General features: G+C 58.8%; 17 protein-coding genes and 1 pseudogene. 8 read left to right on the forward strand and 10 right to left on the reverse strand.

The genetic code is table 11. The features are described 5' to 3' along the window. Window positions 1-33: 33 nt before the first annotated feature. Both AC3I0A_RS21955 and AC3I0A_RS21960 read right to left on the reverse strand, forming a co-directional pair. Window positions 34-2,556 (reverse strand): TcfC E-set like domain-containing protein, encoded by a 2,523-nt coding sequence (locus AC3I0A_RS21955; protein ID WP_489374613.1) that lies wholly within the window; start codon window positions 2,554-2,556, stop codon window positions 34-36. Between the two features lie 119 nt (window positions 2,557-2,675). Further along, entirely contained in the window at window positions 2,676-3,182 is a 507-nt protein-coding gene (locus tag AC3I0A_RS21960; protein WP_489374615.1) for a CS1 type fimbrial major subunit, read from the reverse strand. 566 nt (window positions 3,183-3,748) lie between these two features. Here AC3I0A_RS21960 and AC3I0A_RS21965 point away from each other — a divergent pair. Then, window positions 3,749-4,321 (forward strand): PadR family transcriptional regulator, encoded by a 573-nt coding sequence (locus AC3I0A_RS21965; protein WP_489374617.1) that lies wholly within the window; start codon window positions 3,749-3,751, stop codon window positions 4,319-4,321. Next, window positions 4,318-5,103, forward strand: coding sequence for a siderophore-interacting protein (locus tag AC3I0A_RS21970; RefSeq protein WP_489374619.1), 786 nt, complete (start codon window positions 4,318-4,320; stop codon window positions 5,101-5,103). The genes AC3I0A_RS21965 and AC3I0A_RS21970 overlap by 4 nt, the downstream gene beginning before the upstream one ends. Before the next feature lie 167 nt (window positions 5,104-5,270). Here AC3I0A_RS21970 and AC3I0A_RS21975 read toward each other — a convergent pair whose 3' ends face one another. Beyond that, the gene (locus AC3I0A_RS21975; protein WP_489374621.1) at window positions 5,271-5,942 is read right to left on the reverse strand and encodes a Pr6Pr family membrane protein; all 672 of its coding nucleotides are present in this window, start codon (window positions 5,940-5,942) and stop codon (window positions 5,271-5,273) included. A 9-nt stretch (window positions 5,943-5,951) separates the two neighbouring features. Beyond that, a complete protein-coding gene (locus tag AC3I0A_RS21980; protein ID WP_150804022.1) occupies window positions 5,952-6,182 on the reverse strand; it encodes a VF530 family protein in 231 nt (76 codons plus the stop codon). 226 nt (window positions 6,183-6,408) lie between these two features. On the opposite strand from AC3I0A_RS21980, the pseudogene AC3I0A_RS21985 reads away from it, so the two are divergent. After that, window positions 6,409-6,951: pseudogene (locus AC3I0A_RS21985) on the forward strand (benzoate/H(+) symporter BenE family transporter); the annotation flags it as partial. A 401-nt stretch (window positions 6,952-7,352) separates the two neighbouring features. Further along, entirely contained in the window at window positions 7,353-9,785 is a 2,433-nt protein-coding gene (locus AC3I0A_RS21990; RefSeq protein ID WP_489374623.1) for a glucose/quinate/shikimate family membrane-bound PQQ-dependent dehydrogenase, read from the forward strand. Between the two features lie 301 nt (window positions 9,786-10,086). Here AC3I0A_RS21990 and ettA read toward each other — a convergent pair whose 3' ends face one another. Then, window positions 10,087-11,751 (reverse strand): energy-dependent translational throttle protein EttA, encoded by a 1,665-nt coding sequence (gene ettA, locus AC3I0A_RS21995; protein ID WP_489374625.1) that lies wholly within the window; start codon window positions 11,749-11,751, stop codon window positions 10,087-10,089. Window positions 11,752-12,034: 283 nt separating this feature from the next. Here ettA and AC3I0A_RS22000 point away from each other — a divergent pair, with 283 nt between their 5' ends. Continuing rightward, window positions 12,035-15,886, forward strand: a complete 3,852-nt coding sequence (locus tag AC3I0A_RS22000) for a sensor domain-containing protein (RefSeq protein ID WP_489374627.1) — start codon at window positions 12,035-12,037, stop codon at window positions 15,884-15,886. A gap of 266 nt (window positions 15,887-16,152) precedes the next feature. Then, on the forward strand, window positions 16,153-17,406 hold the full coding sequence (gene glyA, locus AC3I0A_RS22005; protein ID WP_489374629.1) for a serine hydroxymethyltransferase: 1,254 nt from the start codon (window positions 16,153-16,155) through the stop codon (window positions 17,404-17,406). A gap of 113 nt (window positions 17,407-17,519) precedes the next feature. On the opposite strand, the gene yjiA is transcribed toward glyA, so the two are convergent. From yjiA to AC3I0A_RS22020, 3 genes are all read right to left on the reverse strand, one after another. After that, complete coding sequence (yjiA, locus tag AC3I0A_RS22010; protein ID WP_489374631.1) at window positions 17,520-18,491, reverse strand: GTPase; 972 nt, start codon at window positions 18,489-18,491, stop codon at window positions 17,520-17,522. Between the two features lie 179 nt (window positions 18,492-18,670). Next, entirely contained in the window at window positions 18,671-18,868 is a 198-nt protein-coding gene (locus AC3I0A_RS22015; protein ID WP_008052036.1) for a YbdD/YjiX family protein, read from the reverse strand. A 15-nt stretch (window positions 18,869-18,883) separates the two neighbouring features. Beyond that, window positions 18,884-20,950, reverse strand: a complete 2,067-nt coding sequence (locus AC3I0A_RS22020; protein ID WP_489374633.1) for a carbon starvation CstA family protein — start codon at window positions 20,948-20,950, stop codon at window positions 18,884-18,886. Between the two features lie 194 nt (window positions 20,951-21,144). Here AC3I0A_RS22020 and AC3I0A_RS22025 point away from each other — a divergent pair, with 194 nt between their 5' ends. Continuing rightward, a complete protein-coding gene (locus tag AC3I0A_RS22025) occupies window positions 21,145-21,513 on the forward strand; it encodes a PilZ domain-containing protein (protein ID WP_489374635.1) in 369 nt (122 codons plus the stop codon). A 42-nt stretch (window positions 21,514-21,555) separates the two neighbouring features. Here AC3I0A_RS22025 and radA read toward each other — a convergent pair whose 3' ends face one another. After that, a complete protein-coding gene (gene radA / locus AC3I0A_RS22030) occupies window positions 21,556-22,923 on the reverse strand; it encodes a DNA repair protein RadA (protein WP_419116331.1) in 1,368 nt (455 codons plus the stop codon). 524 nt (window positions 22,924-23,447) lie between these two features. Here radA and mscL point away from each other — a divergent pair. Then, complete coding sequence (gene mscL / locus AC3I0A_RS22035) at window positions 23,448-23,861, forward strand: large-conductance mechanosensitive channel protein MscL (protein WP_489374637.1); 414 nt, start codon at window positions 23,448-23,450, stop codon at window positions 23,859-23,861. Window positions 23,862-24,110: 249 nt separating this feature from the next. Here the strand turns inward: mscL and AC3I0A_RS22040 are convergent, their stop codons facing one another. After that, complete coding sequence (locus AC3I0A_RS22040) at window positions 24,111-24,887, reverse strand: ferredoxin--NADP reductase (protein WP_489374639.1); 777 nt, start codon at window positions 24,885-24,887, stop codon at window positions 24,111-24,113. Window positions 24,888-25,019 lie beyond the last annotated feature (132 nt).

Genomic DNA, 25,019 nt, shown 5'->3' on the forward strand with positions numbered 1-25,019 from the left:
GAACTGACTAAACGTCTGAGTCCCGGATATCCGTCACCCGGCTGCACCGGTTCTATGAGTCACATCCGCCAACGTGTCCGGCGTACAACGCAAATCCCCGATCATCAACACATCGTTTTCATTGCGCGCGCTGCCTGGGTCGAGGCGGAACTGGCAGAGCAACTGGTTGCCATAACGCACTTCCAGGGTCGGTGCACCGGCCTTCATTTCCATGGAGAAGAACCCGTCCACTTCACTGACCCCACGGCTGGCGTGGTTGATGATGTGGTGGCCCTTGAGCGGTTTGCCCTGGGGGTCGATCAAGCGGCCGAGCACGGTCAGGGTTTTGCTGATGGTGATCTTGCGGTAGTCCACACCGCCCTTGTTCAGGTGATAGCTGGTGCGTACCGGCTGGATACTCGCCGCTGGCGGGTGGTTGCCTTCGAAGTCGAAGCTCACCGAACTGCTCTTGTAGGCGGTGATCGGGACGAAGTTGCGTCCCGGCCGCAGGGTTGTGCTGCCACCACTGAGATCGTCGGCGCGCAGGGCGATTTCATCGAGGTCGGATTCGACGTCGATGATCATCCCGGCCCCGCTTCCTTGATGCTGGCTGGTCATGACGATTTGCTGGCCACCCACGGCGACGGTGCTGTCCAGGTTCAACCCGCCGGTGTAGTTGCCGTTGAACGACGAACGCTGGACGAAGGCATCGCCGTTGATGGCTTCAGTGCGAAAGTTCGCCGTACTGGAAAGCCCGACTCCGTAGGTATCAGTAATCGCGGTGGCCGAGACGCTTTGCAGCACATGGCCCTGCAGGTCTTTGCGGTAGCTGAGCGAAGCATTGTTGTCGCGGCCGCCGTCACGGGAAGTGCGCGAACCGATGCTGGCGGACCACTGCTCACCCGGCCCGCCCAAGGCCAGGCTGACCGTCAGGTCGAAGCCGCGGTTGCGTTGGTCACCACTGCTGAAGGTCCCGGGCCGGTCAAACACCGAGAAACGCCAGTTGGCATCGCTGCCGAACAGCTGGGTGCGCTGGGTCCAGCCCAGATCCACGCCTACGCCTTCACTATTGCCGTCGCTGTGAGAGACCCGACCGTTGATCGAGCTTTTGCTGCTCAGGCGGTGATTCACCGATAACGACGAGTTGCTGGTCTGGCCGATAAACACATTGCGCTGCCGCACCCGGGTGCCGTCGGGCAGGGTTTCGTAGGTATTGGTAGTGTCCAGCCAGCTGCGGTTATGGGTGGCGAACACACTACCGGAGCCATAGTTGTACATCGCTTGCAGGTCGAGACCGGTGCCGTGGTCTTCGGTCTGATAAACGTTGGCGAACAGGCTGGTGTTGTCGGCCAGGCTCCAGTCGACCGACGAGCCGTATTGCATCGTGTCCCGAACCTGGCGACCCGAAACCCCGAGAATGACCCGCGGGTGCAGCAGGAAGTTGACAGCGGCGCCGGCGGTCATGTCGCCGTAAGCCTGCTCATCCCAGTTGCTCAACAACTTGCTTTCCTGCCCGGCAAACAGGTTGTAGCGCCAACGCTCATCGTGGTTGCGCCAGTTACTCGGTTTATACACCAGCTCCTGAGTGGTGGAGGTGATTTGACCGTCTTCGATCAAGCGCACTTCCACTTCGTAGATACCACCGGGCAATACCCGGGTATCCAGAGTTTGCAAACCGGCATCGACCGCCTGGGTATTGATCAGCAGGCCATTGCGAAAAATCTCCACCGAAGCCTGGCGATTGGCGGTGACATAGATCGGATAAACGCTGGGTTTGGGGCTGTTGATTGCCAGGCTGTCGGAGCTGCCGTACATAAGGCCCACCGCCGTGTCAGGGCTGGCACCGAACGAACGCGGCTGACGGCTCAGGCCTTCGGAGTTGGGGGTGAAATAACCCAGGCGCAGAAAGCGGCCTTCCAGCTCACGCTGGCTGTAGAGCTCGTGGACCGCGTGATAGAGCTTGTCATCGGGGCCGCCCAAACGGGCCAGTTGCATGTTCAGGCTCTGGGTCCAGTTGCCGAGGCTGCTGCTGGCTTCCAGGCCATAACGCCCGCCCAGGTCCTGATCCTGACCACCGTTCAGGTTGAGCTGGTTGCGCAGGATCAAGCCACTGCTGCCGCCTTCGGGTTGGTCGTAGTAACGCTTGGTTTCAGTGTCGCGCTCGGCATTTTCAGTGAGGATCGACACCAATGAATTCTGAAGGTTGTAATGCACTGCCAGCATCTGCTCCGGGCAACTACCTTCGCAGGCACCCAGTGCCGCACCTTTTTGTAGATACGAGGCCCAGATTTCACGCTCGCTGGCGGGAATATTGCTGTCGCCGACATCGACGAATTCAAGCAGGGTGACGCGATCATCGCGGGATAATACAATCATCGCCTCGCCGAGAAATTGTTGATCAAGTTCCACCCGAACCGCCAAGGGCACATCAAAGAAGTGCTCTTCGAACTCCGCCGGTAAACCTTTGGCTTGAGCGAGCAAACTTCGGGGTGTCGTGCCGTTGTTAGTTGGCGCAGCCAGTGCACTTGCGCAAATAAAAAGCGCGAGCGCAGCCGCGATGGGTGTCATCGGGAACATGAACGGAATACTCTAAGTTTTAACGGTTAACGCAGTAAAAGTCCGGACGACAGGGGGAACTTACCTGTCGACCGGTTATGGATGCCTTGTGAGACTGGCGCTCACAAGCATTCAAGACATCAAAGCGTTGGCGGCGTTGGCACGGCGTCAAAGATCATGGTGACCGCACCGGTGTACTCACCCGGCTTATAACCAGTGCCTGGCTTGGTGGGAGCAATGACCAGTTCGACACGCTTGCCTGGAGTGGACTCGGCCTCGCCGACGACTTCCTCAGCCTTCGTATGGCTCAGCGCTTTACCATTGAACGTCACCGTTAAGGGAACCTTCTCCGCTACTACACCGTTGGACAGAAAGGCTTCGCTTTCAAGGCTGGCAGCAATCGAGCCATTGGTGTTTTTGGTATCGAAGAATGCACGCAAAGTGCTCAGATCATCGGAAATCGGGTTGTAGTTCAACACTTGGTCTTTAACGATCAGATCCGGGTCCACTGGCAGTACGTGAAAGACCTTGGTTGGAATCGATGCAACCAGATTAATGGAATGACGCGCTTCACCTGCGGCAAAGGCCACGGAGGAACTCAAAGCAAGGACAGCCAGAGGAGTAGCGATTGCGATTTTCTTGAACATTGTTAGACACCTGTTATGTCAAAAGGTCAGACAGTTAACACCTGAACATTAAAACCCCGAACAACCGAGATTTACTTTACGCGCTGAATAGCCAGTCCTTCTTGTTAGAGCCGGACGGCTATTGACTCGAACTTTCAACGCCAGCAGATGATCGAACAATTCCCATAAAAAGTAAGCAGGAAAGTTCCGGTAAACCTGTAGCCAGGGCGCCGCAAATGCAGAGTGATAAAACCTGAAAAAATAATACAATCAGTTAGTAACCGTAAGAACCAGCCTACAAACAGAACAATGGAAAAAACAATACAGCGTTCATCGTAATGCGCTATCCGCACGACCGACATCCCGCAACTAGCAAATACAGGCCAGCACAGGACCATTAGAGAGTTAACACTAATTTCCAAACACGCACCTGAATTAAAACCCGCTTTTCATCAATATAGAATTGTCCGACAACTGTACGTAAACGAATCACACCTGCTCCTGTGCCCGACCGTTGGTCCTGAGGCCTTGTTTTTTCGTAACGATACATCTTGAGTTATATCTAAACACGACGAGAGAACGAGAAAATGAGAGAGCATCATCCCCATCGCGAGCACGGTGACGGCCGTGACGGCTTCGAAAATCGCCCGGGACGGTTACGCGGTGGTCGTGGACCGCGGGTCTTCGCCCCCGGTGATTTGAAATTGCTGCTGCTGGCGCTGATCGCCGAACAGCCGTGCCATGGCTACGACCTGATCCGCCAGATCGAAAGCCTGTTCGACGGCGCCTACAGCCCGAGCCCCGGTGTGATTTACCCGACATTGACCTTCCTGGAGGAAAGCGAACTGATTCTTGGCGACGCTGAAGGCGGAAAAAAACGTTACAGCGTGACCGACGCCGGACGTCTTTCACTTAGCGAGCAAGCAATTGCCCTGGACGGCGTGCGCATGCGCATCGAAGTCAGCAAGCGCTCATTGTGCGGGCGTGACCGTCCGGCGGAGATCCACGAAGCCGTGCACAACCTGCGTCACGCCCTGCAAATGCACCACGGTCGCTGGAGCGCCGAAGAAATCCTCCGGGTTCGTGACCTGCTGAATAACACCGCCAAAGCCATCGTCGACGGCCCTGCCGTTCAACCTGCACCGGAGAAAGCCGAATGACTGCAGTGACTGTGCAAACGATTCACCGTGTCAGCCATGAGATCAAACGTCGTCGCCTGCAAGTGCTGCGAGTAGTCGACCTGACCCCGCGCATGCGCCGAATCACCCTCGGTGGACCGGAGTTGGCCGGGTTCATCAGCCTGGGCACCGATGACCATGTGAAGTTGCTGTTCCCGCAGACTGCTGAGGAACAGGCCGCCCTGGAAACCCTGGTGCTCGGTGCCGGCAAGGACGGTGGCCCGATGCCCGCCATGCGCGATTACACGCCACGGCGCTATGACCTGGAAACCCTGGAGCTGGACATCGATTTCGTCCTGCACGGCGACGGCCCCGCCTCGACCTGGGCCGAACAGGCCAAGCCCGGCCAGTACCTGCATATCGCTGGGCCGCGCGGTTCGATGGTGGTGCCGGACATCTTCGACAGCTACCTGTTGATCGGCGACGAAACCGCCCTACCCGCCATCGCCCGCCGCCTGGAAGGCCTGGCTGCCAATCGTCGCGCACTGGTGGTGATAGAAGTGGAAAACGCCGCCGAACAGCAACCACTGAAAAGCGCTGCGCAGGTCGAGGTGATCTGGGTGTTGCGCGAGGGCGGTCAGCAGGACTTGTTGAGCGCCGTGCGGCAACTGCAAATGCCGACCGGCGAGTTATATGCGTGGGTGGCGACCGAAACCAAATTGTCCCGACAGATTCGCCGGGTGCTGCTCGATGAGCATCGACTCAATGAGGCATCGGTCAAAGCAGTTGGATATTGGCGGTTGGAGGGTGGTGAGGAAGAATGATCCTTACATGCTACACACGAGTCCCCTGTGGCGAGGGAGCTTGCTCCCGCTCGACCGCGCAGCGGGCGCAACCTGGTCAATGGGTTTTGTCAGACATAGCGCGCCAGCAGATTTTGGGGTCGCATCGCAACCCAGCGGGAGCAAGCTCCCTCGCCACAAGTCAGTGCTCACATTCGATCTGCGCTGGAGCGCCTCCCCAGCCACCGATCCAACCCAACCAACACCAACGAAACCAGCACAAACCCTGCCAATATCCCGCCAGCATTGATAAACACCTGTGGATAACCCAACCGGGCAACATCGATAAAAGGATATTGGTACAGCCCCAACGACTCCCCACGCAACAAGGCGTAGGCGAAATACACCAGCGGGTAGATCACCCATAACCCAATGTGTTTCAGGCGCAACGCCCCTTTCGGCACACACAACCACCAATACAACAGAAACAGTACCGGCATCACGTCGTGCAACAACTCGTCTGCCAGAAACTGCCAACCTTGTGGTTGCCACAGGTGTCGCAGCAATAGGCTATAGGCCAGGCCGACCACCGTAATGCTCGCCGCGATCCCACTGCTGACCCACGGCTGAAGGAAGAAATCCCGTGCCTTGGATGTTTGCACGCTCAGCGCGTAGGTCAGCACCACTGCAACCAGGGTGTTGGTGAATACCGTAAAGAAACTGAAGAAGTTCACCAGCCCAGCCAGCAGACTGGCCTCGGACATCCAGCGAGAGTAAAGGATCAGGTACTGCTGAATGGCTAATCCCGACCAGCCAGACACTGCGGCCAAAGCGATAAAACCACGCATCCTGCGTGACGGTTGAGGCTGTCCGTTGTGCATCCCTGTTCCCTAGATCGGGCGCTTGGTGCGCTGCAACTTCACATACAACCCTTCGACTTTCTCACGCGCCCAAGGGGTTTTGCGCAGAAAGGTCAGGCTCGACTTGATGCTCGGATCGCTCTTGAAGCAGCGAATATCAATGCGCTCGGCCAGCCCCGACCATTCGTAGTGTTCCACCAGCGCGGTGAGGATCTGTTCCAGGGTCACGCCATGCAGCGGGTCGTTATTCGGTGCGGTCATGCCAGGCCTTTGAGCGAAGAAAGAAAAGGAAGCCGCGCACCTTAGCCGAGGGCTTCTTCCGGTGGAAGACCCCGGACGCAGGCACGCGTCAGATACTGAATTAACTGTAGGTGACTGTGGCGAGGGGGCTTGTCGGAACGCCGCACCGCCCCGCTGGGTCGCGCAGCGGCCCCAAAACCAGCTATCACGTTTTTTTCAGATGGAATGCATCAGCCGGTTTTAAACCCTGGTGACCCTGACCGGGCAGTACGTACCAGGCATGGCAGTGTTGCGCACCTCGGGCTACAACACCCCGGCGCGCTCGATCATTTCGGTCACGGCCATCGGTTCGGTACTGCTGGCGCCGTTCGGCTCCCATGGCTTTAACCTGGCAGCCATTACCGCGGCGATCTGCACCGGTCGCGAAGCCCATGAGAATCGCGACAAACGCTACGTCGCCGGGATCGCCTGCGGAGTGTTTTACATTCTGATGGGCACGTTCGGTGCGACCCTGGCCTCGGTATTTTCCGCCTTGCCCAAAGAGTTGATTGCCTCCCTGGCCGGCCTGGCCCTGTTCGGGGCGATCAGCGCCGGGCTCACCGGTGCCATGGCCGATGAAAAACAGCGTGAAGCCGCGCTGATCACCTTTCTGGTGACCGCCTCGGGTATGAGTTTCCTTGGACTGGCCGCTGCTTTCTGGGGATTGATCTTCGGGCTCGTCGCGCATTTCGTGCTGACCTACACCCGGGAAAGCAAAGCGAACACTGTGGTCGAGGGCAGCCGACCATGATCGCGGTGTATCTGCTGAACTGAAGGCTCTTTGAGTGTACCGGGGCGGACTGCTCTGTCCGCCCTTTTTGCCGTGATGAATCGTTGCGGCGACGGGTCTTAGCCAACTGTTACCCAATCCGAAATGATCCATGTCAATAAAAGCCCTTTCTCTCCCGCAGACAGAGCTTTATCCTTTAAGCATTAAAAGCTGAAACGTTTCATCTACCCTTTGCTTCTGCCCACTCCCGGAAAAAGATCCACGACTGACTCACTTCAAAAAGCCGAAAGACAGCGCTGTCTCGCCACCTTAACGCCGACGAATCCGATAAACCCGACTTACCTAAACCAAAGCCCGCGCCTGATCGTCATCTACAGTGAACATGCGCGGGGAATACTCTTAACGTCATGGAGAACCACACTATGAGCACTGATGGTGCTTTGAGTCGAAGCCGTCTGCTGCCGAGCCTGCTCGGCATCATGCTTGTGCTAATGGGCCTGGCCTTGCTGGCCGGAGGGATCAAGCTGAGCATGCTCGGCGGCTCGCTGTATTACCTGCTGGCCGGTATCGGTCTGCTCGCGACCGGAGCGTTATTGCTCGCTGCCCGCCGCTCCGCACTGGGCCTGTACGCACTGGTGCTGTTCGTCAGTACGGTCTGGGCTCTGTGGGAAGTCCGCCTGGACTGGTGGCAATTGGTGCCGCGTCTGGCGCTGTTCTTTGCCTTCGGTATCGTCCTGCTGCTGCCGTGGGTCCGCCGTCCGTTGCATCGCGGTGAGTTCAACCCGATTGGCACTGGCGCGCTGAGCGCTGCCGTGGTTATCGCCGGTATTGCCGCGCTGGCCAGCCTGTTCACCAACCCGGGGGAAATCAAAGGCCAGCTGGATCGCGACGCCGTTCCCGGCATGACCAACACCGCCCCGGCCATGCCCGACGGTGACTGGAATTCCTACGGCCGCAGCGCTCACGGTGACCGTTACTCGCCACTGGCGCAGATCACTCCAGAGAACGTGAACACGCTGGTGCCGGCCTGGACCTATCGCACCGGTGACCTTCCAGGGCCGAACGACCCGGGTGAGACCACCGCCGAGAACACCCCGCTCAAAGCCAACGGCATGCTCTACGTTTGCACGCCCCACAGCCAGGTGATCGCCCTGGACCCGGACACTGGCAAGGAAATCTGGCGCTTCGATCCCAAGCTGAGCACGCTGAATGCGGAGAACTTCAAGGGTTGGGCGCACATGACCTGCCGCGGCGTGGCGTATCACGATGACGCCGCTTACGCTGCCACCGAGCAAAGCCCGGCTGCTCCGGCCGACGCCAGCACTGCTGCCGCGCCTGCCGCTGCCAGCAACTCGTGCCCGCGGCGCATCTTCCTGCCGACCGCCGACACCCGCCTGATCGCCCTGAATGCCGACACCGGCAAAATGTGCGAAGACTTCGGCGACAAGGGTCAAGTCGACCTGCGCGCCAACATCGGCAGCTTCACCGCCGGTGGTTACTACTCCACCTCGCCGCCTGCCGTGACCCGGAACCTGGTGGTCATCGGCGGTCACGTTACCGACAACGTCTCCATTGACGAACCGAGCGGTGTGATCCGCGCGTTCGACGTGCACACCGGTCGCCTGGTGTGGAACTGGGACAGCGGCAATCCGGATGACACCACGCCGATTGCTGAAGGCAAGGTTTACACCCGCAACTCGCCGAACATGTGGTCAATGTTCAGCGTCGACGAAAAACTCGGCATGCTTTACCTGCCGATGGGCAACCAGACACCGGACCAGTGGGGCGGTAACCGCACCCCCGAGTCGGAAAAATACAGCGCCGGCCTCACCGCACTGGACATCGACACCGGCCACGTACGCTGGTACTTCCAGTTCACTCACCATGACCTGTGGGACATGGACGTCGGTGGTCAGCCGACGCTCATGGACCTGAAAACCGCAGACGGTGTGAAACCGGCGGTCCTCGCGTCGACCAAGCAAGGCAGCATTTACGTGCTGGACCGCAGCACCGGCCAACCGATCGTTCCAATCCATGAAGTACCGGTTGCACAAGGCGCGGTTGCCGGCGATCACACTTCGCCGACCCAACCCAAATCCGACCTGCACTTCATGCCGCCGCCCCTCAAAGAGCGCGACATGTGGGGCGTGACGCCATTCGATCAGATGCTCTGCCGGATCGATTTCAAATCCATGCGCTATGACGGTCCGTTCACCCCGCCATCGCTGCAAGGTTCGATCATCTATCCCGGCAACTTCGGCGTGTTCGACTGGGGTGGCATGTCTGTCGACCCGGTTCGTCAGATCGCCTTCGTGAACCCTAACTACATGGCGTTCAAGTCCAGGCTGATTCCGGCGGCGGAAATTGCCGCCCAAGGGCCACGCAAAAGCGAAACCGAAGGCGTACAGCCGAACAAAGGCGCGCCTTATGGCGTGGTCCTCGAAGCGCTGTTGTCGCCGATGGGGCTGCCTTGCCAGGCGCCGGCCTGGGGTTACGTGGCAGCAGTGGACCTGACCACGCAAAAAACCATCTGGCAGCATAAGAACGGCACCGTGCGTGACAGCGCACCGGTTCCGATCCCCCTGAGCATGGGCGTGCCAAGCCTGGGCGGAGCCTTCACCACCGCGGGTGGCGTCGCCTTCCTCAGCGGCACCCTCGACCAGTACCTGCGCGCCTACGACGTGAAAAACGGCAAACAGCTATGGGAAGCCCGCCTGCCAGCAGGCGCTCAAACCACACCGATGACCTACACCGGTAAAGACGGCAAGCAATACGTGCTGGTGGTTGCCGGCGGTCACGGCTCGCTGGGTACCAAACAGGGTGATTATGTCCTGGCGTACAAACTGCCGGATTAAGGTTGGCCACCGAAAGCAGACTGGGTGAAAACCCGGTCTGCCAGTAAGTTAAGAAAAAGCCGCATCGAGCGCGGACTTGTGGCGAGGGAGCTTGCTCCCGCTCGGCTGCGCAGCAGTCGTAAATCCGGCACCTGCGGTGTGTCTGGTAGAACCGGTTTGCATGTTTTGGGGCCGCTGCGCGCCCCAGCGGGAGCAAGCTCCCTCGCCACAGGATTTGTGCCTGGCCGCTGCATCGGGGTGAAAACTCTATCTGCCAGGCAAAAAAAATGCCCCGACTCGTCGGGGCATTTTTTATCGCTGATCAGGCCAGCTTCTTGTACCGTACCCGGTGTGGCTGGGCAGCCGCTTCGCCGAGGCGTTTCTTGCGATCGGCTTCGTACTCGGTGTAGTTACCTTCGAAGAACACGGCTTGCGAGTCGTCTTCGTACGCCAGGATGTGAGTGGCCACGCGGTCAAGGAACCACCGATCGTGAGAGATCACAATGGCGGCGCCCGGGAAGTCGAGCAAGGCTTCTTCCAGCGAACGCAAGGTTTCGACGTCGAGGTCGTTGGACGGTTCGTCGAGCAGCAGGACGTTGCCGCCCTCTTTCAGGGTCAGCGCCAGGTGCAAGCGACCGCGCTCACCACCGGACAGGTCCTTGACGAACTTCTGCTGATCGCCACCCTTGAAGTTGAAACGACCCACATAAGTGCGCGACGGGATTTCATAGCTGCCGATGCGGATCTGGTCGGAACCATCGGAGATCTGCTGGAACACTGTCTTGCTGCCGTCGAGGTCTTCGCGGCTCTGATCCACGCAAGCCAGCTGCACGGTTTCACCGACTTCAATGGTGCCGGAGTCCGGTGTTTCCTTGCCCATCAGCATGCGGAACAGCGTCGACTTACCGGCACCGTTACCGCCGATCACGCCGACGATCGCGCCTTTAGGCATGGAGAACGACAGGTTGTCGATCAGCACGCGATCGCCATAGCCCTTGGAAACGTTCTTGAATTCGATGACCTTGTCGCCCAGGCGCGGACCGGCCGGGATGTAGATCTCGTTGGTTTCGCTGCGCTTCTGGAATTCCTGCGATTGCATTTCTTCGAAGCGTTGCAGACGAGCCTTGGATTTCGACTGACGGGCCTTGGCGCCTTGGCGCACCCATTCCAGCTCGTCTTTCATGGCCTTTTCGTGGGCCGACTGCTGCTTGGATTCCTGGGCCAGACGATTGGACTTGGCTTCCAGCCAACCCGAATAGTTGCCCTCGTAAGGAATACCGGCGCCGCGGTCGAGCTCGAGGATCCAGCCAGCGACGTTGTCCAGGAAGTACCGGTCGTGCGTGATCGCAACCACGGTGCCCGGGAAGTCGTGGAGGAAATGCTCCAGCCAGGCCACGGAGTCGGCGTCCAGGTGGTTGGTCGGTTCGTCGAGCAGCAGCATGTCCGGAGCGGACAGCAGCAGACGGCACAGGGCCACACGACGTTTTTCACCACCGGACAGGAATTCGATCTTCGCGTCCCAGGCCGGCAGACGCAGCGCGTCGGCGGCGACTTCCAGTTGACGATCGAGGTTATGACCGTCGCCCGCTTGCAGGATGGCTTCGAGCTTGGCCTGTTCGGCAGCCAGCTTGTCGAAGTCGGCATCCGGCTCGGCGTATTCGGCATAGACCTGATCCAGGCGCGCCTGAGCGTCCTTGATCACGCTGACCGCTTCCTCGACCACTTCACGCACGGTCTTGGTCGGATCCAGCAGGGGTTCTTGCGGCAGATAGCCGACGTTCAGCTCGGGCATTGGCCGGGCTTCGCCGTCGAACTCGGTGTCGACGCCCGCCATGATTTTCAACAGGCTGGACTTACCCGAACCGTTGAGACCGAGCACGCCAATCTTGGCGCCGGGGAAGAATGACAGAGAAATATTTTTCAGAATTTCCCGCTTCGGCGGAACAACTTTGCTCAGCCGATGCATGGTGAAGACGTATTGAGCCATGGAGAACCTAGCGTCAGTGACTGATGAATAAAGCACGAGCGAAGCTCGGCCAGGCCATGCGCAGCGCCAGCGATTGATCGCGATCAATACCCGCGTGCGGAAAAGGCCTGAGTGTAGGAGCTGGAACGCCCCCGCGTAACCGGCAAAGCTACCTTAATGAGAGTTGCCAGTCCAGCCAACAGGGGCTGGCACTTTGCCACAACTCAGGGCATGCTAGCCGCCCTCCGGGCGCCCGGCTTATAGTGCACGTCGCGCCAATCCAGCCAAACCGCAGGATCACAGTTTGTCCAACCTAACGCAGCCATCTTCCGTATGCGCATCGAGTCCTGCGCCCGGCTCGCCCCTGCGCGGCACGCTCAAAGGCGGGTTGGCGACGCTGGTCTTGCTGCTGCTCGCCTTGCTGTTCTGGCAATTGCTCGATCAGCTGAGGCAAACCCAAAAGCATCAGCTTCAATACACCATCGATTACACCGCTGATCTGGCCGATCACGTCAGCCTGAACATGGCGTTGAACGCGCAAACCGCCCTCAATCTGCTACCGATCGTGGAACAACCGCAAAATGCCGACCAACAGCAGGCGTTGCTGAAAAAACTCCGATTGTCGCTCCCGGACTTGCGCAGCGTGGCCCTGCTGGGCCCGACCGGCGGAGTACTCAGTGACAGCGCCATCGACAGCCATGACGACGCCTGGCTCGCCGAGCTGGTCAAACGCAGCCGTGGCCAACGCGACTTCTATAGCAACGCCGACGATGGTTCGGTGGTGCATCTATTGCTCAACCAATCCAGTGGCGCGACCAACGGCTATTGGGTGTTGCGACTGGCGCCAACGTTTTTCCAGTCCCTGACCAAACAGACCGAACATCCGCTACCGCCGATGTGGCTGGTGGAAAACCAGCTCGATCATCAAATCATCACGCGCAACGATAAACTGCCAACCGCCAGCCCCGAAGTATTGAGCCCGGATGACCTGACCAATAGTGTCCTGGCCGTGCCCTTGAGCAAAAGCGACTGGCAACTGCGCGGCCTGTTCGATGAACAAGCGGTGATCGCAGCACTGTTGCCGGCCTTCATCGGTAAATGCCTGCTGGGGCTGGTCTTCTCCCTTGTGCCGTTGATCGCACTGCTGAACATGCGGCGCCGACAGCGGCAATTGCATGAAGGGCGTCGCCGTTATCAGGACATTTTCGAAGGCACCGGCGTGGCCTTGTGTGTGCTCGATCTTTCCGGTCTCCAGGCGCTCTTCGACAAAGCTCAACTGCAGACCAGTGAGCAACTGCGGCTCTGGCTGGAAAGCTACCCCGAACAACGCCAGCAACTGCTGCAAGAGCTGCGGATCACTGAAGTCAATCAGGTCGCCTTGCACCTGCTTAACGTCGACTCCTGCGAGCAGGCCTGGAAAGTCCTGATCGACGGCTGTCCGCTGGACGGCAAAGCCATCGGCAATCAGTTGCTCGAGGCCGTGATCAGCCAGCAGAAACAGCTGGAACTGGAGATCAAGCACAAGGACGCCCAAGGCCATGACCAGCATTTGTGGCTGGTACTGCGGCTGCCGGAAGAACAGCATGACTATCAGGCGGTGATTCTCAGCATCAGCGACATCACCAGCCGCAAGCTCGTCGAGTTGTCCCTGCTGGAGCGTGAAGGCTTCTGGTCGGATGTGGTACGCACCGTACCTGATCATCTGTATGTGCAGGATGTGATCAGCCAACGGATGATTTTCAGCAACCATCACCTGGGCCAGACACTCGGCTACAACAAGACCGAGTTGCATCAGATGGGCGAGTATTTCTGGGAAATCCTGCTGCACCCGGAAGACGCCGATCACTATCACCGCATGCGTCAGGAACAACGTCAAACCGGCTACGCGCAGCTCATGCAATGCCAACTGCGCTTCCGCCATCGCAACAATCAATGGCGCCGTTTCGAGATCCGCGAGCAAGCACTGGCCCGCGACAGGCACGACCAGGTCACGCGCATCATCGGCGTGGCCAAGGACATTACCGACCAGATCGAAGCCAGCGAATCCCTGCGCGACAGCGAGCAGCGCTACCGCATGCTCGCCGAGAGCATCAGCGATGTGATTTTCTCCACTGACAGCAAGCTGGCGCTCAATTACGTCAGCCCTTCGGTGCAGGCGGTACTCGGTTATGACGCCGACTGGATCTTCCAGAACGGCTGGCAATCGATCATCGCCAACCCACAACAGTTGACCGGCATCTACACGCTGATGGAACGGGTCAGCAAGGCCCTGGACAAACCCGAACAGCTTGCTCAATTGCGCAGCCAGGTGCAGACCCAACTGTTCCTGTTCGACTGCCTGCGGGCCGACGGACGCAAGATTCCGATCGAACTGCGACTGGTACTGGTATGGGACGAACACGGTGCCTTCGAAGGCGTGCTCGGTGTCGGTCGTGACATCAGCCAGCAACGCCGCGCGGAAAAAGACCTGCGCATGGCGGCCACGGTATTCGAACATTCGACCTCGGCGATTCTGATCACCGACCCGGCCGGCTACATCGTCCAGGCCAACGAGGCCTTCAGCCGCGTCAGCGGTTATGCGGTGGCGCAAGTCCTCGATCAGTTGCCGAACATGCTGACGGTCGACGAGCAGCAAGAAGCCCATCTGAGTTATGTGCTCAAACAGCTTCATCAGCACAGCACCTGGGAAGGTGAAGTCTGGCTCAAACGACGTAACGGTGAGCATTACCCGGCCTGGGTCGGGATCACCGCGGTGCTCGACGACGAAGGCGATCTTGCCAGCTATGTCTGCTTCTTTAGCGACATCAGCGAGCGCAAGGCCAGTGAACAGCGCATCCACCGCCTGGCCTATTACGACGCCCTGACCCACCTGCCCAACCGTACGCTGTTCCAGGATCGCCTGCACACGGCGCTGCAATCGGCCGAGCGGCAGAAGTCCTGGGTGGTATTGATGTTCCTCGACCTCGACCGGTTCAAGCCGATCAACGACTCCCTGGGTCACGCCGCCGGCGATCGCATGCTCAAGGAAATGGCCACGCGCCTGCTCGGTTGCGTCGACGATGACGACACCGTGGCGCGTATGGGCGGCGATGAATTCACCTTGCTTCTGCAACCGCGCGCCAACCGTGAAATGGCCTTGAACCGGGCCATTCACGTTGCAGAACAAATCCTCGCCAGCCTGGTCAAGCCGTTCGTGCTTGAAGGCCGGGAGTTTTTTGTCACCGCCAGTATCGGTATTGCCTTGAGTCCGCAGGACGGCAACGAGCTGAGCCAATTGATGAAGAACGCCGACACCGCGATGTACCACGCCAAGGAACGCGGCAAGAACAACTTCCAGTTTTATCAGGCGGACATGAATGCCAGCGCCCTGGAGCGTCTGGAGCTGGAAAGCGATTTGCGCCATGCCCTTGAGCAAAATGAATTCGTTCTCTACTACCAGCCGCAGTTCAGCGGCGACGGCAAACGCCTGACCGGTGCCGAGGCCCTGCTGCGCTGGCGTCATCCGCGTCGCGGGCTGGTGCCGCCGGGAGATTTCATTCCGGTGCTCGAAGAGCTCGGACTGGTGGTGGATGTCGGCGACTGGGTGATCAGCGAGGCCTGCCGTCAGCTCAAGACCTGGCACCAGGCCAAGGTCCGGGTGCCAAAAGTTTCGGTGAACATCTCGGCCCGGCAGTTCTCCGACGGTCAGCTCGGCACGCGGATCGCCACGATCCTCAAGGAAACCGGCGTGCCACCGGCCTGTCTGGAGCTGGAACTGACCGAAAGCATTCTGATGCGCGAGGTCAATGAGGCGATGCAGATCCTCGCCAGCTTGAAAAACCTCGGCCTGAGCATTGCGGTCGACGACTTCGGTACCGGCTATTCATCGCTGAACTACCTCAAGCAGTTCCCGATCGACGTACTGAAAATCGACCGCACCTTCGTCGACGGTCTGCCCTCGGGTGAACAGGATGCGCAGATTGCCCGGGCGATCATCGCCATGGCCCACAGCCTGAACCTGTCGGTGATCGCCGAGGGCGTGGAAACCCATGAGCAGCTCGACTTCCTGCGCGAGCATGGCTGCGACGAGGTGCAAGGCTACCTGTTCGGCCGTCCGATGCCGGCCAATCGCTTCGAAGCGCAGTTCAGCAATGATGCGTTGTTTATGTTCGACTGACCTGGCTTTTGTGGCGAGGGAGCTTGCTCCCGCTCGGCTGCGCAGCAGTCGTAAAACCGGCTGACGCGTTCAATCCGACAAACCGCATTCTTCAATTTGGGACCGCTTCGCGCTCCAGCGGGAGCAAGCTCCCTCGCCACAAGAGCATTCATCATCTCCCCCGCATGAACACCACTTGTCTGCGACATGATGTCCTTTCATATGCCAGACAAAACCCATTGAGTTAGAATGCCTTCTTTTTCTGCCCCCGATCCTTGAGGACCGCCATGTTCAGCCGTGATTTGACTATTGCCAAGTACGACGCCGACCTTTTTGCCGCCATGGAGCAAGAAGCTCAGCGCCAGGAAGAACACATCGAGCTGATCGCTTCGGAAAACTACACCAGCCCAGCGGTGATGGAAGCTCAAGGCTCGGTACTGACCAACAAGTACGCCGAAGGCTACCCGGGCAAGCGCTACTACGGTGGTTGCGAGTTCGTCGACGTCGTCGAGCAACTGGCAATCGATCGCGCCAAAGAGCTGTTCGGTGCAGATTACGCCAACGTTCAACCGCACGCCGGTTCCCAGGCCAACAGCGCGGTCTACCTGGCACTGCTGCAAGCCGGCGACACCATCCTGGGCATGAGCCTGGCCCACGGCGGTCACCTGACCCACGGCGCCAGCGTCTCCTCCTCCGGCAAGCTGTACAACGCCGTGCAGTATGGCATCGACAGCAACGGCCTGATCGACTACGACGAAGTCGAGCGTCTGGCTGTAGAACACAAGCCAAAAATGATCATCGCGGGTTTCTCCGCTTACTCGCAAATCCTCGACTTCCCGCGCTTTCGCGAGATCGCTGACAAGGTTGGCGCCTATCTCTTTGTTGATATGGCCCACGTGGCCGGTCTGGTCGCCGCTGGTGTCTACCCGAACCCGGTGCCATTCGCTGACGTCGTGACCACCACCACCCACAAGACCCTGCGCGGTCCACGTGGCGGCCTGATCCTGGCTCGCGCCAACGCCGAGATCGAGAAGAAGCTGAACTCCGCAGTCTTCCCGGGTGCTCAGGGCGGCCCGCTGGAACACGTGATCGCCGCTAAAGCGATCTGCTTCAAGGAAGCACTGCAGCCTGAGTTCAAGACCTACCAGCAACAAGTGGTCAAGAACGCCCAGGCCATGGCCGGTGTGTTCATCGAGCGCGGTTTCGACGTGGTTTCCGGCGGTACTGAAAACCACCTGTTCCTGCTGTCCCTGATCAAACAGGAAATCTCCGGTAAAGATGCCGACGCCGCTCTGGGCAAGGCTTTCATCACCGTGAACAAGAACTCGGTACCGAACGATCCACGCTCCCCATTCGTCACCTCCGGCCTGCGCTTCGGTACTCCGGCAGTCACCACTCGTGGCTTCAAAGAGGCTGAGTGCAAAGAGCTGGCCGGCTGGATCTGCGACATCCTGGCTGACCTGAACAACGAAGCGGTGATCGACGCCGTTCGCGAGAAGGTCAAGGCCATCTGCAAGAAGCTGCCGGTATACGGCGCTTAATCAGCCCGCATTAGCGCAGTAGTAAAAAAGCCCGGCCAGTGATGGTCGGGCTTTTTTGTGGGAGCGAGCTTGCTCGCGATAGCGTCCTGATGAGCGCTACAAACTTTAATCCTTCAATGCGCCTCAACCCGAGCAAACCCTTCGCGTATTTTTTCTTCCGGCAAATCATCGGCAATAAACACGATGACGCTTTCACGCGCCTCGCCTTCTGCCCACTCGGTATCCCAGTCGAAACCATAGAGCTTCAGCACACCCTGAAACACCATCCGCCGTGCCTCGCCGACAATGTTCAGCACGCCTTTGTAGCGCAGCAACTGTTTGCCGTGCTCCTCCAGCAGCTCGTTCATGAACTCGCTGAGCTTGTCGATATCCAGCGGTTTGTCGGTGCGCAGCACCAGACTGGAGATACGGTCGATGGTCGGTGCCTTGCTCACCGGTCGCAGGCTCAAGCCACCGCCCAGGTCGGCATTCAGGTTGAAGCCGCGCACGTCCAACAATTCGGCCAAATCGATTTTGCCGTGCTCGACCACACGGATCGGCGCACGTCGATTGATCCGCGTCAGCCGTTCGCTGAGTGCGGTAAAGGTTGGTTCGTCCACCAGATCGCACTTGCTCACCAGCAAGCGGTCGGCGAAGCCGATCTGCGCCTGAGCGATGGTCTGGGTCAGGTGGTGCTCGGCATGAGCGGCGTCGACCAGGGTGATGATGCCGTCGAGGATGTAGCGCTCGCGCAGCTCTTCATCGATGAAAAAGGTCTGTGCCACGGGTGCCGGATCGGCCAGCCCGGTGCATTCGATCACCAACCGGTCGAAGGCGATTTCGCCGCTGTCCAGACGCTCCAGCAGCAGGTACAGGGCCTTGGTCAGATCGGTGTGGATGGTGCAGCAGACACAGCCGTTGGACAGTGTCATGACTTGCACCGGCTCATCACCCAACAGTTGGGTGTCGATACCGGCGTCGCTGAATTCGTTTTCGATCACGGCTATTTTCAAGCCGTGTTCAGCCTTCAGCAGGTGGCGCAGCAGAGTGGTTTTACCTGCGCCGAGAAAGCCGCTGAGGATCGTGACGGGGATGGGGAAAGACAAACCTGTGCTCCTTCGGTACACAAATGAAAATGGGAGCAGTCTTGTGTGGGAGCGAGCCTGCTCGCGATGAGGGCCCGACATTCAACACAGATGTTGACTGTCAGACTGCTATTGCGAGCAGGCTCGCTCCCACAAAAATTCTGCTCCCATGTTACGTCTGGTGAGCCGCTACCAGCGGATCAACAGCACTTCGGTCCACCCTTGCCACCGTAGCGGGCTTCCTGACGTTCGCGAAAGAACATCTCGTAGCTCATCACCGGTTTGTCCGGGTGTTTGCTTTGCATATGCTCGACGTAGTTGTCGTAGTCGGGCATGCCGACCATCAGGCGGGCGGCCTGACCGAGGTATTTACCGAGGCGACTCAGGTCATTGAACATGTTTGCAATCCTCGATTACGCGTCCGGCTGGGCCTGGAAGGGCGTTTCTTTATCCGTGCGTTCTTTGCTGCCCCAGGCGGCAATGCCGACCTTGAGCGCATAGAACAGAATGCTGAACACCACGAACAGGAACAGCGCCGTCAGCGTCGCGTTGGTGTAGGCGTTGTAGATCACGTGCTGCATCTGCTCGATGCTCTTGGCCGGCGCCAGGACCTGACCGTTGGCCAATGCATCACCGTACTTTTTGGCCAGCGCCAGGAAACCGATCGCCGGGTTGGCGTCGAACAGCTTGATGAAGCCGGCAGTGGTGGTGCAGATCAGCAGCCAGACAGCCGGCAGCATGGTGACCCAGACGTAGCGCTGGCGTTTCATTTTGATCAGCACGACGGTCGCCAGCATCAGCGCGATACCGGCCAGCATCTGGTTGGAGATACCGAACAGCGGCCACAAGGTGTTGATGCCGCCCAACGGGTCGATCACGCCTTGATACAGCAGGTAACCCCACATTGCCACGCAACCTGCCGTCGCGATCAGGTTGGCGGTCCAGGATTCAGTCCGCTTGAGCGCCGGAACGAAGGAACCGAGCAAGTCCTGCAGCATGAAACGTCCGGCACGAGTACCGGCGTCGACAGCGGTCAGGATGAACAGCGCCTCGAACAGAATCGCGAAGTGGTACCAGAACGCCATGGTGTTTTCACCCGGCAGCAGCGTGTGCAGGATCTGCGCGATCCCCACCGCCAGGGTCGGCGCACCGCCGGCACGGGCCAGGATGGTAGTTTCACCGATGTCCTTGGCCACCGCTTGCAGGGCCTCCGGGGTAATGGCGAAACCCCAGCTGCTGACGGTCTGGGCAACCGCAACGACATCACCGCCGACGATCGCCGCCGGGCTGTTCATCGCAAAGTAGACACCCGGCTCGATCACCGAAGCAGCGACCATGGCCATGATGGCCACGAAGGACTCCATCAACATGCCGCCGTAACCGATGTAACGGGCATGGCCTTCGTTGGCCAGCAACTTCGGCGTGGTGCCGGAGGCGATCAGCGAGTGGAAACCGGACACCGCACCGCAGGCAATGGTGATGAACAGGAACGGGAACAACCCGCCCTTCCATACCGGCCCGGTACCGTCGGTGAACTGGGTCAGTGCCGGCATTTTCAGGTCAGGCATGGTGATCAGGATGCCGATCGCCAGGGCGACGATGGTGCCGATTTTGAGGAAGGTCGACAGGTAATCCCGTGGCGCCAGAATCAGCCAGACCGGCAGCACTGCGGCAACGAAGCCGTAACCGATCAGCATCCAGGTGATCTGAACCCCGGTGAAGGTGAAGGCCTTGGCCCAAACCGGATCAGCGGCAATCTGGCCCCCCAGCCAAATCGAACCGAGCAGCAGGAGTACGCCGACAATCGAGATTTCACCGATGCGGCCCGGGCGGATGTAACGCATGTAAATGCCCATGAACATCGCGATCGGGATGGTCGCCATCACCGTGAAAATGCCCCATGGGCTCTCGGCCAGGGCCTTGACCACGATCAGCGCCAGCACCGCGAGGATGATGACCATGATCAGGAAACAGCCAAACAGCGCGATGGTGCCAGGGATACGGCCCATTTCTTCACGGACCATATCGCCCAGCGAACGGCCATTGCGGCGGGTCGACAGGAACAGGACCATGAAGTCCTGCACGGCACCGGCCAGCACCACACCGGCAATCAGCCAAAGCGTGCCGGGCAGGTAGCCCATCTGCGCTGCCAGAACCGGACCGACCAACGGCCCCGCGCCAGCGATGGCCGCGAAGTGGTGACCGAAAAGAATGTGTTTGTTGGTCGGCACATAGTCCAGACCGTCATTGTTGAGCACTGCGGGGGTGGCCCGGAGTGGATCGAGCTGCATCACATTGTTAGCGATGAACAGACTGTAGTAACGATAAGCAACCAGATAAATGGCCACTGCCGCGACCACAATCCACAAGGCGTTGATCGCCTCGCCGCGGCGCAAGGCCACTACGCCCAAGGCGCACGCTCCTACGATCGCCAGCAGCAGCCAGGGTAAGTGGCGTAGCAGGCTATTATTGTTTTTCATTTTTTTTATTCCGGCCAGGGTGGACTTGAGATAAAGCCATCCCGAGTTTAGCCCCGATTGCGCCAAAGACCATACCCCTGACATTGGTCTAGAGCCTTCTTTAAGGCACTCACTCTTCAACGTCATGAATGGACGCCGGTGGCGACGCCTGCAGATGCGGGTCTATAGTCAGCGAACATCCAGAGGATTGCATCATGAGCGACCAGCCCGCAGATCGCCGCCGTTTCAAACGTATTGCCTTCGATGCCAGGACTGAGCTGAGCCAGGGTGAGCATCGTTGGCCGGTGCAGTTGATTGATCTGTCACTCAAAGGACTGCTGATTCAGCGCCCCGAACCCTGGCAGGGCGACGAGACGCAGCCTTTTGGAGCCAACATTCATTTGAGCGACGATGTCGACGTCAGGATGGACGTGCAGTTGACCCGCAAGGATTACGGCCAGCTTGGCTTCGTCTGCCTGCATATCGACCTGGAATCGGTCGAACACCTGCGACGACTGGTCGAGTTGAATGTGGGAGATCCGCAAGAGCTGGAGCGGGAGCTGGGGGCACTGATCGACGTTTGATCATGGTGACCGCGAGTCCTGTGGTGACTTCGCGCTCCCCTCCTACTCGAACAACGCATCCAGCGCCTGCTCAAGGCGTGTCACGGCAATAATCTGCAACCCTGGCGGCGCCTCTTTCGGCGCGTTGCCCTTGGGTACGATGGCCCGCTTGAAACCGTGTTTGGCGGCTTCCTTCAGGCGCTCCTGACCGCTGGGCACTGGCCGTACCTCACCGGACAGACCCACTTCGCCAAACACCAGCAGATCATGGGGCAACGGCCGGTTGCGCAGACTGGACATCACCGCCGCCATCAAGGCCAGGTCGGAAGCGGTTTCCAACACCTTGACCCCGCCGACCACGTTAAGGAAAACATCCTGATCGTGTGTAGGAATTCCACCGTGTCGATGCAGGACCGCCAACAGCATGGCCAGACGATTCTGATCCAGGCCCAGGGTTACCCGACGCGGGTTGGCCAGATGGCTGTCGTCCACCAGTGCCTGGACTTCCACCAGCATCGGCCGCGTGCCTTCCCAGGTTGCCATCACCACACTGCCCGGCACTTCTTCCTGAGCACGGGTCAGGAAAATCGCCGAAGGGTTGGAGACTTCCTTCAGGCCTTTGTCGGTCATGCCGAACACGCCCAGTTCATTGACCGCGCCGAAGCGGTTTTTCACCGCCCGCAGCAGGCGCAGACGGCCATCCGACTCACCTTCGAAATACAGCACGGTATCGACCATATGCTCGAGCACCCGCGGCCCGGCCAGTGCGCCTTCTTTAGTGACATGACCTACCAGGAAAATCGCAGTCCCACTCTGTTTCGCATAACGTACCAGCAGCGCCGCACTTTCACGCACCTGGGACACGCCGCCCGGTGCGGATTGCAGTTGCTCGGTGAAGATCGTCTGAATGGAGTCGATCACCATGACTTTCGGCTTTTCTACCCGAGCCGTAGCAATGATGGTTTCGATGCAGGTTTCGGTCATCACCCGCAGCTTGTCCTGAGGCAATCCCAGGCGACGGGCACGCATGGCCACTTGCTGCTGGGATTCTTCGCCGGTGACGTATAACGCCGGCATGCGCGCGGCAAGGCTGCACAAGGTCTGCAACAGGATGGTCGACTTGCCAATACCGGGATCACCGCCGATCAGCACCACCGAGCCGTCTACCAGACCGCCGCCGAGGACGCGGTCCAGCTCGCCGGACGCCGTGGAAAAACGCGGGATTTCTTCAACGCTGACTTCGGCCAGCGTCTTGATCTGAGCCTGTTGCCCGGTCCAGCCGGTACGGCCGCTGGGGGCCGCTGCGCCACCGCTTTCCACCATGGTTTCGGTCAGTGTGTTCCAGGCGCCGCACTCGCCGCATTGGCCGCCCCACTTGGGAAAGGTTGCGCCGCACTCGGTGCAGCCGTACATGCGCTTTGCCTTGGCCATCAGAACTCCAACGAAAAACCGCGATGATAGCTCAGCTGGCAGCTGATCGGCGCAGTTGAGTTGAGCCCTATGGGCTAAGCCAGCAAAGTTTGGCACGCCAAACCTGGCAACTTGTTCAGATTCTGAAACACTCCTCGAACTAGAGCTTCAGCATTATTTGTCAAACTTTCCATTCCTGGACAACCCGCCAAATCGACCATATCCAAAAGACACGGATTAAAACTTGTACAAGCCCTGTTGTATTGCAATCCTGCATGTACAACTAAACCATTGGAAATTGACCTTCCTATACGCGCAATCGAACATTTAGCCATACGATTTAAGATTTTAACATTTCCGAACATTTCCGAACCATGATTTTGACATCTGGCAACCTGTCCGATAACGCAGAGCAACCCAACAACACTCACCGTTTTTCCCTTGTTCATTTCGCTAAGGTTTTCGCAGCGCCCTTGTGTCGAGCAGGATGCGTTTTGCTGATTTACACTGTGTTCACCAACCTCATCTGTAACAAGGAATACCCTATGGGCGTGATAAGTGAGTTCAAGGCCTTCGCGGTCAAAGGTAATGTGGTCGACATGGCCGTCGGGATCATCATCGGCGCGGCCTTCGGCAAAATCGTTTCATCGTTTGTAGGTGACGTGGTGATGCCGCCCATTGGTCTGCTGATCGGCGGGGTGGACTTCAGTGATCTGGCGATCACGCTCAAGGCAGCCGTGGGCGATGCACCGGCGGTGATGCTGGCCTACGGCAAATTCATCCAGAGCATGGTCGACTTCATAATCGTCGCCTTTGCGATTTTCATGGGCGTGAAAGCGATCAATCGTCTGAAACGCGAAGAGGCCGTTGCGCCAACCCTGCCGCCGGTTCCGACCAAGGAAGAAGAGCTATTGAGCGAAATTCGCGACCTGCTCAAAGCGCAGAATGACAGGCCCTGAACGGGTTTGGCGCAATCAAAAACGGCGCCATCAAGGCTAATGCCAATCAGTTAAGGAGTACGGTCTGTAAAACGCAGCAGATCTAGATGTGGGAGCGAGCTTGCTCGCGATGACGGAATAACATTCAGCATCAATGTTGACTGCCCCACCGCCATCGCGAGCAAGCTCGCTCCCACATTTGATTTTCGCTGTGTTGAGACTTGTGTTCGCTTAACTGACCGGCATTAGCCTTGATGGCGCCGTTTTTTTTTACCAGTAATTTTCTACCGCAACCTGTCCGGGCTTGCGACTCAGGCTCAGATTCATACCACGCTTTTTCAGCAGGTTGCGCGTGTCATCGATCATCTGCGGGTTACCGCAGAGCATCACCCGCGAGTGTTCGACCGTAAGACTCACGCCCGCCGCTCGCTCCAGTTCGCCATTCTCGATCAACCGGGTGATCCGACCGTTCAAGGCGTCCGGGTACTGCTCGCGGGTGACCGTCGCGATGAACTGCAATTTATGCCCGTGCTCAGCCAGGTGCTCGCGCTGTGCCAGCCCGGCTATAAGGTCCTGGTAGGCCAGCTCTCGTGCTTCACGCACGCTATAGACCAGGATGATTCGCTCGAATTTTTCCCAGACTTCGAAGTCCTGGAGTATCGACAAAAACGGTGCAACGCCGGTACCTGTGGATAACAGCCAGAGATCACGGCCGTCAGCAAAGCGGTCAAGGGTCAGAAAACCGAACGCCTGACGGTCGACCAATAACCTGTCGCCCTCTCCCAAACGGCTCAGTTCACTGGTGAACTCGCCACCCGGTACCACAACGGAAAAGAACTCAAGAAACTCGTCATGAGGCGAAGACACCATGGAATACGCCCGCCATACCATGCTGCCATCCGCCTTGGTAACCCCCAGCCGAGCGAATTGCCCGGCCCGGAAACGAAAACCCGGATCCCTGGTCGTGCGCAGCGTGAACAGGCCTGAGGTCAGCGGCTGAACATCGAATAACGTCTGTCGGGTGAATTTCTCGGCGCTGGCGGTCATGGGCCGCTCCAATGAACAGATGCAATCAGTTTCCCGCAAAGTCGGGCGCAGGAACACCGGCGATTTGTAATGGTATAGGCCTCAACACAGAAGGCCCGCCCCAGAAACTATTAACTATATGGAACATTGCGC

Source organism: Pseudomonas sp. KH_024_B2, from assembly GCF_057839965.1.